We start from the raw sequence: 12,064 nt of genomic DNA, 5'->3' as shown, positions 1-12,064 counted from the left end.
CTCGACTGGCGCCCCGCCCCGACACCTCGTCCGCCGCCCGGCGGGCGGGTCAGAGGTGGCGGTACCGACCCGGTGCGAGCTCCCACGGGTCGCGGCCGAGGAACTCGGCGACGGCGCGGAACACGCAGCTCTCGACGAGGAGCTTCTCGTCCTTCTCCTCGCCCTCCTGGGTGCGGAGGAACCGCACGATCGGCAGTCGGAAGAAGACGATGCGGCGCTCGTCGTGGTGCACGCGCCACCGATCCACGTGGTCGTCGTGGATCGCCTCCGCGGGCGCGTCGGCGACCTGGAACGAGACGCCCTCGAGCTCGGGCCAGAGCCCACGCAGGTACGCCGCGGTGGACGCGAGCGTGACATCGAACTCGTCGATCCGCGTCCGGAGCGGAGGAAGGTGGGGACCGGTCACGGGAGAGCGCATGCCGCGGCCGTGACGGTCGCGTGCGAGCCGTCTCCGCGAGGCCGGAGTCGCGGCGACACGACGGGAACGGGGCATGACCTCCATCGTAGCGGCCGGTCGGATCGCTACGCTGGGGGTCGCCATGAGACGTTGTTCGCGCACCGCATGCACCGCAGAGGCGGTCGCGACCCTGACGTACGACTACGCCGATTCGCTCGCCGTGCTCGGACCCCTGTCGTTCTCGCGCGAGCCGCACTCGTACGACCTCTGCGCACGACACGCCGAACGCACGTCCGCTCCGCGCGGATGGCAGATCATCCGGCACGTCACGCTCGGTGAGGTAGGGTTCACCGCATGAATCCCCCCGCGAACCCGGGCGCTCGCGCGCGCCTCGAAACGATCGTGAAGGCCTACGACGTCCGCGGCATCGTCGGCGACGCGCTCACCTCCGAGGTCGTCGAGGCGCTCGGCGCCGGGTTCGTCGACGAGGTCGGAGCCGAGGGCGGTCGCGTCGTCGTCGGGCACGACATGCGCGACTCCTCGCCGGGGTTCGCCGAGGCGTTCGCCCGAGGCGCGGTCGCACGCGGCGCCGACGTCGTCGCGATCGGGCTCTGCTCGACCGACGAGAGCTACTTCGCGTCGGGCTCGCTGCACGCTCCGGCGGCGATGTTCACCGCGAGCCACAACCCGGCCGCGTACAACGGCATCAAGTTCTCCCGCGCCGGCGCCCAGGGCATCTCGCTCGACACCGGCCTCGCGGCCATCCGCGACCGGGCCGCCGACTACCTCGACGGCGGCATCGCCGTCGTGCCGGAGCCGGGGCGGGTCGAGCACGTGGACGTGCTCGCCGACTACGCGCGGCACCTCCGCTCGCTCGTCGACCTCGGCGGCATCCGGCCCCTGAAGGTCGTCGTCGATGCCGGGAACGGAATGGGCGGGCTGACGGTCCCGGCGGTCCTCGGCGAGGCGGCGGGCCTGCCGGCGCTCCCGCTCGAGATCGTGCCGCTGTACTTCGAGCTCGACGGCACCTTCCCCAACCACGAGGCGAACCCGCTCGACCCGGCCAACCTCGTCGACCTGCAGCGCGCGGTGCGCGAGCACGGCGCCGACCTCGGACTCGCGTTCGACGGCGACGCCGACCGGTGCTTCGTGGTCGACGAGCGCGGCGAGGCGGTCGACCCCTCCGCCGTCGCCGCGATCGTCGCGCTGCGCGAGATCGCCCGCGTCCGCGCGCTCGGCGAGGCCGAGCCGACCGTGATCCACAACCTGATCACGTCGCGCTTCGTGCCCGAGACCATCGAGGCCGTCGGCGCCGTCGCGGTCCGCACGCGCGTCGGCCACTCGCTCATCAAGGACCGCATGAACGCCACCCGGGCGGTGTTCGGCGGCGAGCACTCCGCGCACTACTACTTCCGCGACTTCTGGGGCGCCGACAACGGCATGCTCGCCGCGATGCACCTGCTCGCCGAGTTCGGTGCGCAACAGGCGCCGCTGTCCGAGATGTCCGCGCGGTTCACGCCGTACTCGCTGTCGGGCGAGATCAACTCGACCGTCGACGACGTGCCGGCGGCGTACACGCGCATCGTCGAGGCCTTCACCGGTCGCGTCGAGTTCGACGAGCTCGACGGCCTCACGGCGACGGGCATCACCGCCGAGGACGAGTCGTTCTGGTGGTTCAACGTGCGCCCCTCCAACACCGAACCGCTCCTGCGACTGAACGTCGAGGGCGAGGACGTGGCGACCATGGTCGCGGTCCGCGACGAGGTGCTCGCGCTCATCCGCGCCTGAGTGCCGGGTCGTCCGGTCGGGGCCGGTTCCGCCTCCGAGCGCGCCGGCATCGGCGCAGACGACACGCTCGGATGCCACGGGCCCGCGCGGCTGCGAGAATGGAGCCCATGACCCTCGTCACGCCGTCCGCGACATCCGCCCTGCCCTTCAAGGTCGCCGACCTCTCGCTCGCCGAGGCGGGCCGGCACCAGCTCCGCCTCGCGGAGAACGAGATGCCGGGCCTCATGGCGCTCCGCGCCGAGTACGGCGAATCGAAGCCGCTGGCCGGCGCCCGCATCGCGGGGAGCCTCCACATGACGGTGCAGACCGCCGTGCTCATCGAGACCCTCGTCGCGCTCGGCGCCGAGGTGCGGTGGGCGAGCTGCAACATCTTCTCCACGCAGGACGAAGCGGCCGCCGCGGTCGTCGTCGGCCCCGAGGGCACGGTCGACGAGCCCGCCGGCGTCCCGGTGTTCGCCTGGAAGGGCGAGACGCTCGAGGAGTACTGGTGGTGCACCGACCGCATCTTCGACTGGTCGGCCGAGGCCGAGGCGGCCGGCGGCGACTGGATCGGTCCGAACATGATCCTCGACGACGGCGGCGACGCCACGCTGCTCGTGCACCGAGGGCGCGAGTTCGAGGCGGCGGGAACCGTCCCGGCTGCGGCGGAGGACGCGAGCGCCGAGTACCGCGTCGTGCTCGACACGCTGCGACGCTCGATCGAGCAGGCCCCCGACCGGTGGACCCGCATCGCCGCCGAGCTGAAGGGCGTCACCGAGGAGACCACGACGGGCGTGCACCGCCTCTACGAGCTGCACGCCGACGGCGAGCTGCTCTTCCCGGCGATCAACGTCAACGACTCGGTCACGAAGTCGAAGTTCGACAACAAGTACGGCATCCGGCACTCCCTGCCCGATGGCCTGAACCGCGCCACCGACGTGCTCATGGGGGGCAAGGTCGCGTTCGTCGCGGGCTATGGCGACGTCGGCAAGGGTGCCGCCGAGGCGCTCCGCGGCCAGGGTGCGCGCGTGATCGTCTCCGAGATCGACCCGATCAACGCGCTGCAGGCGGCGATGGACGGCTACCAGGTCTCGCGCCTCGAGTCCGTGATCGGCGAGGTCGACATCCTCGTCACGGGCACCGGCAACAAGGACGTCGTCCGCCTCGAGCACCTCCTCGCGCTGAAGCACCTCGCGGTCGTGGCGAACGTCGGCCACTTCGACAACGAGATCGACATGGCCGCGCTCGAGTCGCTCGAGGGCGCCGAGAAGGTCGAGATCAAGCCGCAGGTGCACGAGTGGCGACTGCCGACCGGCCGCAGCGTCCTCGTGCTGTCCGAGGGCCGGCTGATGAACCTCGGCAACGCGACCGGCCACCCGTCCTTCGTCATGTCGAACTCGTTCGCCAACCAGGTGCTGGCGCAGATCGAGCTCTGGACCCGGCCCGACGCCTACCCCGTCGGGGTGTACGTGCTGCCGAAGCACCTCGACGAGAAGGTCGCGCGCCTCCACCTCGACGCGCTCGGCGTCGAGCTCACCGTCCTGACGCCTCAGCAGGCCGCGTACATCGGCGTGCCGGTCGACGGACCGTACAAGGTCGACCACTACCGGTACTGATCGCGAGACGGATGCCGCGGCCGGCGACGCGCGCCGCGGCATCCGTCATCTGCGCCCTGGTGCCCGCGCCGGTCGATCGGCTGCCGTCGGCGCTCAGGGCTCAGCGCTCGGGGAACCCGTTCGGCCGCGACTCCAGCACGGGCGCGAGCGCCCGCATGCGCGCATCGACGAGCGCGAGCGCCGCGAGGTCGCGCTCGCGTCGGAGCGCGGCGACGCCCGCCAGGAACAGCTCGGGCTCGACCTGCGGGACCGGGGAGACGAACGGCGTCACCTCGGCCGCGAGCGAGGACGCCACGCGCACGCGGCTGGCGGGCGCAAGATGGGGCGCGTTGCGGAGGAACGCGGCGATGCGCCGGGCGAGCGGGTCCGGCATCCGGCCGACGTCGGCGATCGCGGCCCAACCCGCGAGCGGTTCGGGCACGCCGAACGACGCGGGCACGTAGGCCTTCACTCGCTCGACCTGCCCGTGCGTGCCGGCGAGGATGTCGCCGAGGCGCTTCGATTCGGGGTTCAGGAAGCCGACGAGGACCGCGAGACCGCCGAACGTCAACCAGATCTCGAGCACGCCCGTGAGTGCGCGGATGAGCGAGTGGCGGAACCCGATCGACCCGCCGTCGTCGCGGACCACGCGGATGCCCATCGTCAGCTTGCCGAGCGACCGGCCCCGCGAGGCCGTCTCGACGGCGGTGGGGAGCACGACGATGCACGACACGAGGAGCGCGATGCCGACCGCACGGAACGCGGCCTCGTCGAGCTCGAGCCCCGAGATCGCGAGGAGCGCGAGCAGGCCGATCAGGATCGTCAGGGCGACGTCGATCGCGGCGCCGCCGGCGCGCATCACGGCGCTCGCCGGACGCAGGTCGAGCGCGACCGCCTCGCCCGTGAGCACGGCCTCGTCGTCGAGGACGATCGCGGTCCGCGCGGGGGCGGCGTCGGCGGGCATGGCTAGTATTCAAGCAGATGGACCTCGACGCCCTCGCGACCGCCCGACACGACGACTGGGAGCGTCTCGACGCGCTCTCGCGCCGGTCGCGCCCGAGCAGCGCCGAGGCCGACGAACTGATCGATCGATACCAGTCCGCCGCGGCCGACCTGTCGCTCGTGCAGGCGACGGCGGGATCGACGGCGCTGGGGGAACGGCTCTCGCTCTCGTTGGCGCGCGCTCGGCTTCGGTTCACCGGCGTCGCGGAGAACCCGTTGCGCCAGCTCTCGCACTTCGCGCTCGTCGGGCTGCCCGCCGCGCTGTACCGCGTGCGCTGGCTGACGCTCGCCGTCGCGATCGCGACGTTCGTCGTCGCGGGCCTCTACGCGTCGTGGGTGCTCGCCGATGCGCGTGTGCTGGCGACCCTCGGCAGCGAGGAGGAGCTGCGCCGGATCGCCGAGGAGGGATTCGTCGCCTACTACTCCGAGAACCCGGCGGCGTCGTTCGCGGGCTCGGTGTGGACCAACAACGCCTGGATCGCCGCCCAGTGCGTGGCATTCGGCATCACCGGGGTCTGGGTGCCGTGGGTGATCCTGCAGAACGCGCAGAACCTCGGCCTGACCGCGGCGATCATGTTCGCCTACGACGAGGCCGACACGTTCTTCCTCTACATCGCCCCGCACGGCCTGCTCGAACTGACGTGCGTGTTCGTCGCGGCCGCCGCCGGACTCCGGATCTTCTGGGCGTGGGTCGCGCCGGGCGCTCGCACGCGCGGTGCAGCGATCGCGGAGGACGCACGGGCGCTGTTCTCGGTCGCGATCGGGCTCGTCTTCTTCCTCTTCGTCGCCGGCGTCATCGAGGGGTTCGTGACGCCGGCGCCCTGGCCATGGCCGGTCAAGATCGGCATCGGCGCGCTCGGGCTCGGGCTGCTCCTCTTCACGATGCTCGTCCTCGGTCGGCGCGCGGCGAGGTCGGGCGAGACCGGCGACCTCGCCGTGTTCGACGCGGGCGCGCGCCGCGCGGCCGCCGGCTGAGCGACGGCGAGGATCGCGCGGCGCCGCTCGAGCGGTTCGGTCGGCATCCGGGCGGCAGGCGGGCGCCGCGCCGCGGCGGCTCAGAGCTGCCCGGCGGCCTTCAGCTCGAGGTATCGATCGGCGAGCGCCGGGGGCAGCTCGGCCGGTCCGGCGACCACGGTCGTCGCGCCGAGCCGACGCACGGCCGCAGCCACGCGGTCGCCGTCGAGGCGCGTGCGCTCGGCGGCGGCCGCCGCGTAGACGTCGGCCAGCTCGTTGCGCCGCGACACCGCGGCCTCGAGGGCCGGATCGGCGACGGAGGCGACGACCACCCGATGTCGCGCGGTGAGCTGCGGCAGGACCGACAGGAGGCCTCTCGCGCTGCCGGGGGAGTCGGCGGCCGTGAGCAGCACGACGAGGGCTCGCCGGCTCGTGACGCTGCGGACCTGCGCGGGGACGCCGGCCCAATCGGCCTCGATGAGCTCGGCATCGACGTCGGCCATCGTGTCGACCATGCGCGCGAGCAGGTCGGCGCCGCTCGCTCCGTGCACGCGTCCGCGGCGGCGGCGGTCCCAGAGCAGCAGGTCCACCCGGTCGCCCGCGTGCGTGGCGAGCGCTGCGAGGAGGAGTGCCGCCTCGTACGCCGTGTCGAGGCGCGGCTCGTCGCCGATGCGCGCCGCCGCGGTGCGCGAGGTGTCCACCACGATCACGATGCGCCGATCCCGCTCGGGCCGCCAGGTGCGGACCATGAGCTTCGCCGCCCCGGGCGACTCCGGGTCGGAGCGGCGGGCTGTCGCTCGCCAGTCGATCGAACGCACGTCGTCGCCGCGCACGTACTCGCGGAGCGAGTCGAATTCGGTGCCCTGTCCGCGGACGAGGATCGGCGTGCGCCCGTCGAGCTCGCGGAGGCGGGTGAGACGCGACGGCAGGTGCACGCGCGCGTGGAACGGCGGGAGCACGCGGAGCCGGCCCGGTGCGGCGAGCGTCGCCTGCCGGGCCCAGAGGCCGAGCGGACCGGTCGAGCGCACCGTCACGGTCTCGGTGACGCGATCACCGCGACGCGTCGGCGTCACGGCGAGCGTCACGCGTCGTCCCTCGCCCGGCGGGACCTCGACCCGCGACCGGTTCCGACCGTGGACTCCGGCCGACGGCGGCCATCCGTCGCGCACCTCGGCACGGAGCCTGCGCCGCCCGAGGTTGCGCAGCACCAGCTCCGATCGCGCCGTCTCGCCGAGGCGGAGCCGCGGCGGCAGGTCGCGCTCGACGGCGACTCGACGAGGGGACGCCGCGAGCGCGAGGTCGACCGCGCCGAGCATCGATGCCAGGAGCAGCCAACCCGCGAGCGTCGCCCACGCGGCGGCCGCGTCGGCGCCGAGCAGCACCACGGGCACGACGCCGAGGGCGACGAGCAGGCAGAAGCGTCCGCTGAGGGCCATGGTCAGAGCGGGACCTGCACCTGCTGCACGATCGATCGCAGCACCTGGTCGACCGAGACGCCCTCGAGTTCCGCCTCGGGACGCAGCTGAACGCGATGGCGCCAGGCCGGCAGCAGCATCGCCTGGACGTGATCGGGCGTGACCCGCTCGACGCCGTTCAGCCACGCCCAGGCCTTGGCCGCGGCGAGGAGCCCCGCGACGGCGCGAGGGCTCACCCCGAGCCGCATCGACGGACTCCGGCGCGTGGCGCGGGCGAGGTCGACGACGTAGGCGAGGACGTCGTCGGCGACGCCGACGCGGCGGGCGGCGCTGCGCGCGGCGACCAGGTCGGCGGCGCCGAGCACGGGTTCGACGCCCGCGGCGGCGAGGTCGTGCGGGTCGAAGCCGTCGGCGTGGCGGCGGAGCATCGCGACCTCGGCGTCGCGCTCGGGCACGTCCAGCACCAGTTTCAGCAGGAACCGGTCGAGCTGGGCCTCGGGCAGTGCGTACGTGCCCTCGTACTCGATCGGGTTCTGCGTCGCGGCGACCAGGAACGGCACGGGCAGCGGCCTCGTGACCCCGTCGACCGACACCTGGCGTTCCTCCATCGCCTCGAGGAGCGCGGACTGCGTCTTCGGCGGCGTCCGGTTGATCTCGTCGGCGAGCAGCAGGTTCGTGAACACGGGCCCCTCGCGGAAGGCGAACTCGCCGGACCTCGGGTCGTACGCGAGCGAGCCCGTCACGTCGCCCGGCATGAGGTCGGGCGTGAACTGCACGCGCCGCGTCTCCAGGCGGAGGGTGCGGCTGAGGGTCCGCACGAGCAGCGTCTTGGCGACGCCGGGCACGCCCTCCAGCAGCACGTGTCCGTCGGCGAGGAGCGCGATGATGAGCCCGGTCACGGCGCCGTCCTGGCCGACGACCGCCTTGCCCACCTCGGTTCGGACGCGGTCGAGCGCGACGCGCAGCTGCACGTCGTCGGGGATCGGGTCGGTCATGGTCGCCTTCCTGTCGGGTCGGTGGCGTCGGGTGACGCATCGGGTGCCACGGCACCGTGCACGGCGCGTTCGAGCACGTCGAGCTCGCGCGCGAGGCGGACGAGCTCGCGGTCGTCCTCGGGCACGGCGTCGACGAGCAGCGCGCGAACGGATGCCGCGGTCCGCCCGGTCGCCTCCGCGGCGGCCGCGGCGACGACGTCGACCTCGACCGACCGGGGCAGTCGCAGCACGGCGGCCAGCCGCCGGATGGCGCCGATCCGGAGCTGGTCGATCGATCGGAGGCGCGCGGAGCTCCGCGCGTAGAGCCGTGCCCGGCCCTCGCCCGTCTCGGACGCCGGCACGTGCACGGGGAGATCCTCGACCACGAGCGGGCCGAACCGCCGTCCGCGCCAGATGCCGGCGGCGATCGTGACGACGACGAGCAGCACGAGCACGGGGCTCACCCATCCCGGCGTGAGCTCGGCGAGCGTCGGCGCGTCCGCGGCGTCCGCATCGCCCGGACCGGGGAGGTACCAGACGACCTCGTCCCGCGCGCCGAGCAGGCCGATCGCGAGCGCGGCGTTGCCCGCCTGGTCGATCGTCCCGTTGGCGAACGGCGTGGTGGCGCCGACGAGCACCACCTCGGTGCCGCCCGGCGCGGTGCCCGCCACCACGGCGAAGCCGGCACCCGACGGGAAGCACCCGGTGAAGCCCGAGGCCGCGGCCTCGTCGTCGATCGTGAGCAGCCGCTGTCCGTCCGAGAGCGCCCCGGCCCGCTCCGCGGCGGGCAGGGCGCAGGATGCCGCATCGGGGGCGCCGTCGGCGGCGCCGGCGAGCCGGACCCCGGGCGCGAGCGCCTCGAGGGCGGTGAAGTCGGGTCGAGCGATCACGATCGAATCGGCGACCGACGCGAGCTCGCCGATGCGCGCCCGATCCAGCACGCCGAGCCCGTCGTGGACGAAGACCGTCGCGCCGCCCCGCGCCGCGTCGAGTGCCGAGTCGAGGCTGCGGACCGGCCGGATCTCGACCCCGCGGTCGGCGAGTACGCGGACGAGCGCCTGCGCGCCGTCGGGCGCCGGATCGTCGGCCGCGAGCGGCGGCCCGGGAGCGCGGATCGCGCCCTGCAGCACCACGAGGACGAGTGCGCCGGCCAGGAGCACCACCGCCGCGACGATCCACGTCCGTCCGCGGCGGAGCGACGCCCGGACCCCGGGCGTCACGGCACGGGCCGCTCGGGCCGGAGCGGTACCGGACCCGGCCGCCGGAGGACGCGCGTGGTCCTCGCGCACGGCGCTCATCCGACTGCTCCGCCGGCGCGGGCCGCCGTGGCGGCCGGCCGCGTGCGCTCGAGCTCGGCCTCGAGCGCGGCCACCTCGCCGTGGGTCCGTGCGTCGCCCGCCCGGCCGAGGTAGCGCACGCCGTCGAATGCATCGGCCGCCCGCTCGAGCGCCGGACCGTGGTCGGGGAACGGCTCGGAGGCCGCACGCGCCATGCCGTGCGCCGTGGTTCCCGGATGCACGCGGACGAGTTCGCGCTCGACGAGGCCCCGAACGAGTGCGCGGAAGCGCTCCTCGATCGCGAGCGTCCAGTCGCCGGATGCGGCGGCCCGGTCGGCCGCACGTCGGAGGGTGGCGGCGTCGCGCAGGTCGTCGTCGTCGAAGAGCGGGACCGGGCCGGGTGCCCGTCGGCGCAGGCGCGGGAGTCCGAACACGAGGAGCCCGAGCCCCACGAGGCCGACGACGACGAGGACGGCGATGAGCGCGAGCGTCGGCATCGGGAGGCCCGACGCTCCGCTGAAGAGGCTGGCGATCCAGTCGCGCACCGCCTGCGCGGCGAGGTCGAACAGCGTGGGCTCGGCCGCTCGGTATTCCGGCTTCGCGAGCTCCTCGACGAGCCAGCGACGCGCCTCCGGCGCGTCGGGATCGAGTGGCGGCGCGATCCGCGCGAGCGCGGTCAGGCCCACGTCGGCGTCGGGTCGCCGGCGGCCGGGGTCGCCGCGAACGGATCCGTCACGGGCAGGCCCGCCTCACGGGCCTCCACGTGCCGCTCGAGTTCGAGGTCGAGGCCCTCCGAGCGCATCCTGAGGTCGATGTAGATGACGGCGATGAGTGCGGCCTGCACGACCGCCGTGATGGCGCCGATGAGGATCGAGAGGACGGTGCCGACGATCGTGGAGCCGATCGTCACCGCCTCGTACGTCGCTCCGCCCGTGGGGTCAAGGATGACCGCGAGGACCGTGCCTCCGAGCATCGGCACCTGCACGACGGTCTGCGCGACCGTGGAGACGATGAGGCCGACGAGGAGGATGAGCCCGAACGTGCGCCAGAAGTACCCGGTCGTGAGCTGCCAGGAGCGTCGTACCGACTGCGCGATGCCCGCCCGCTCGAGGACGATGACGCTCGGCACCAGCGCGAGCTTGGTTCCCAGCCACGCGCCGAGCACGGCGAGGCCGAGCAGCAGCACCATGACGAGCAGCACGACCCCGATGATCGCCACGGGATCGGGTGCGATCAGGGCCGTCATCACGACGATCGCCGCGAGCAGGACGAAGACGCCGAGCACGACGACGCTCACGAGCAGCGTCCAGCCGACGAGCGGACCGATCCGCATCGACGCCCGGCGCCACAGTGCACCGAAGCCGAGTCGCTCGCCGAGCGTGCCGCTGGCGACCTCGACGACCATGACACCCTGCAGGAACGCCCCGGCCACCACGCCGACGGCGACCGGCACGAGCGTCAGCAGGATGAGCCATCCGATCGTCCCGGTCATGATCGCGTCGAGGTCCTCGGTGCTCGCGGATTCGATGCGGCCGATCGCGAGCACCAGGAAGGGCACGAACACGGCCGCCGTCGCGATGGCCGAGGCGAGCTGCACCACGAGGCCGGTGCCGAAGACGGGTGCGGGGTTGCGCCGCAGGGTTCGGAAGGGCGCCCACAGGAGGGTGCCGAAGCCCATCGGGCGCAGCGGCAGGAGGCCGGGCTTCGGCGGCGGCGTCCACCCGCCGGCCGGGTGGCCGTGCCCGGGCGACGTCGCCGCGCCCGGGGCAGGCGGCGGCGCGGGCGCGCCGTGCGGTGGCGGAGGCGGCCCGTACCCGGGGCTCGCCGGGGGAGCTGGGGGATGCCACTGCTGATCCGACACGTGCGTCGCGCTCCTTCCGGCGGATGCCACAATGCTGCCACAGCCCGCCCACGGCGGCCCGGCGCCCGCGAACGGCTACGCTGGTGCCACCGGACCGCCGCCCGGCCCGCGCACGGGAACCCACGGAGAACGAACGCATGACGCCTCGCGTACTCGTCGTCGACGACGACACGGCCCTCGCCGAGATGATCGGGATCGTGCTTCGCACGGAGGGATTCGATCCGGTGTTCTGCGCCGACGGCGGGGGAGCGCTCGCGGCGTTCCGCGACGCGAGGCCCGATCTCGTGCTCCTCGACCTCATGCTTCCCGGGATGGACGGCATCGAGGTGTGCGGTCGCATCCGGGCCGAGAGCGGCACGCCGATCATCATGCTGACGGCGAAGAGCGACACGGCCGACGTCGTCAAGGGCCTCGAGTCCGGCGCGGACGACTACATGGTCAAGCCCTTCAACCCGAAGGAGCTCGTCGCACGTATCCGGACCCGCCTGCGGCCGGCTCCGGAGTCCGCCGTCGACACGATCTCGGTCGGCGACCTCGAGATCGATGCCGCCGGGCACGAGGTCCGGCGCGGCGACGAGCGCATCAACCTGACGCCGCTCGAGTTCGACCTGCTCCTCACGCTCGCCTCGAAGCCGCAGCAGGTCTTCACGCGCGAGATGCTGCTCGAGCAGGTGTGGGGCTACCACTACAAGGCCGACACCCGCCTCGTGAACGTGCACGTGCAACGCCTCCGCGCCAAGGTCGAGCACGACCCCGACAACCCGCGGATCGTGATGACCGTGCGCGGCGTGGGCTATCGCGCCGGCGCCACCGTCTGAGGTC

General features: G+C 73.5%; 12 protein-coding genes. 5 read left to right on the top strand and 7 right to left on the bottom strand.

Features of this window, described 5'->3' with window-relative positions:
• Positions 1-49 precede the first annotated feature (49 nt).
• A complete protein-coding gene (locus ACSJD1_RS10840) occupies positions 50-406 on the bottom strand; it encodes a hypothetical protein (RefSeq protein ID WP_438855317.1) in 357 nt (118 codons plus the stop codon).
• Positions 407-539: 133 nt separating this feature from the next.
• Between ACSJD1_RS10840 and ACSJD1_RS10835 the strand changes: the two genes are divergently transcribed.
• From ACSJD1_RS10835 to ahcY, 3 genes are all read left to right on the top strand, one after another.
• Positions 540-755: a DUF3499 family protein gene (locus tag ACSJD1_RS10835; protein ID WP_438855316.1), complete on the top strand. Its 216-nt coding sequence runs from the start codon at positions 540-542 to the stop codon at positions 753-755.
• Positions 752-2,185 (top strand): phosphomannomutase/phosphoglucomutase, encoded by a 1,434-nt coding sequence (locus ACSJD1_RS10830; protein WP_438855315.1) that lies wholly within the window; start codon positions 752-754, stop codon positions 2,183-2,185. The genes ACSJD1_RS10835 and ACSJD1_RS10830 overlap by 4 nt, the downstream gene beginning before the upstream one ends.
• 107 nt (positions 2,186-2,292) lie before the next feature.
• The gene (ahcY, locus tag ACSJD1_RS10825) at positions 2,293-3,780 is read left to right on the top strand and encodes an adenosylhomocysteinase (protein WP_438855314.1); all 1,488 of its coding nucleotides are present in this window, start codon (positions 2,293-2,295) and stop codon (positions 3,778-3,780) included.
• 100 nt (positions 3,781-3,880) lie between these two features.
• Here the strand turns inward: ahcY and ACSJD1_RS10820 are convergent, their stop codons facing one another.
• The gene (locus ACSJD1_RS10820) at positions 3,881-4,723 is read right to left on the bottom strand and encodes an RDD family protein (RefSeq protein ID WP_438855313.1); all 843 of its coding nucleotides are present in this window, start codon (positions 4,721-4,723) and stop codon (positions 3,881-3,883) included.
• Positions 4,724-4,740: 17 nt separating this feature from the next.
• Here ACSJD1_RS10820 and ACSJD1_RS10815 point away from each other — a divergent pair, with 17 nt between their 5' ends.
• A complete protein-coding gene (locus ACSJD1_RS10815) occupies positions 4,741-5,736 on the top strand; it encodes a stage II sporulation protein M (protein WP_438855312.1) in 996 nt (331 codons plus the stop codon).
• A gap of 80 nt (positions 5,737-5,816) precedes the next feature.
• On the opposite strand, the gene ACSJD1_RS10810 is transcribed toward ACSJD1_RS10815, so the two are convergent.
• From ACSJD1_RS10810 to ACSJD1_RS10790, 5 genes are read right to left on the bottom strand one after another with little or no spacing between them, the layout of a single operon-like run.
• Positions 5,817-7,151, bottom strand: coding sequence for a DUF58 domain-containing protein (locus tag ACSJD1_RS10810; RefSeq protein WP_438855311.1), 1,335 nt, complete (start codon positions 7,149-7,151; stop codon positions 5,817-5,819).
• A gap of 2 nt (positions 7,152-7,153) precedes the next feature.
• Positions 7,154-8,125 (bottom strand): AAA family ATPase, encoded by a 972-nt coding sequence (locus ACSJD1_RS10805; protein WP_438855310.1) that lies wholly within the window; start codon positions 8,123-8,125, stop codon positions 7,154-7,156.
• A complete protein-coding gene (locus tag ACSJD1_RS10800) occupies positions 8,122-9,402 on the bottom strand; it encodes a DUF4350 domain-containing protein (protein ID WP_438855309.1) in 1,281 nt (426 codons plus the stop codon). Before ACSJD1_RS10800 ends, ACSJD1_RS10805 begins: the two co-directional genes overlap by 4 nt.
• Complete coding sequence (locus ACSJD1_RS10795; RefSeq protein ID WP_438855308.1) at positions 9,399-10,067, bottom strand: DUF4129 domain-containing protein; 669 nt, start codon at positions 10,065-10,067, stop codon at positions 9,399-9,401. Before ACSJD1_RS10795 ends, ACSJD1_RS10800 begins: the two co-directional genes overlap by 4 nt.
• Positions 10,058-11,242, bottom strand: coding sequence for a hypothetical protein (locus tag ACSJD1_RS10790; RefSeq protein WP_438855307.1), 1,185 nt, complete (start codon positions 11,240-11,242; stop codon positions 10,058-10,060). Before ACSJD1_RS10790 ends, ACSJD1_RS10795 begins: the two co-directional genes overlap by 10 nt.
• A gap of 137 nt (positions 11,243-11,379) precedes the next feature.
• Between ACSJD1_RS10790 and mtrA the strand changes: the two genes are divergently transcribed.
• Positions 11,380-12,060 carry an MtrAB system response regulator MtrA gene (gene mtrA, locus ACSJD1_RS10785; RefSeq protein WP_438855306.1) on the top strand — a complete coding sequence of 227 codons (681 nt, stop codon included), beginning with the start codon at positions 11,380-11,382 and terminating at the stop codon, positions 12,058-12,060.
• Positions 12,061-12,064: the final 4 nt, after the last annotated feature.

The sequence above is a fragment of the Agromyces excoecariae genome (assembly GCF_051715505.1).
Taxonomy (GTDB): Bacteria; Actinomycetota; Actinomycetes; order Actinomycetales; family Microbacteriaceae; genus Agromyces.
This window is presented reverse-complemented; position numbering and strand designations above follow the sequence as displayed.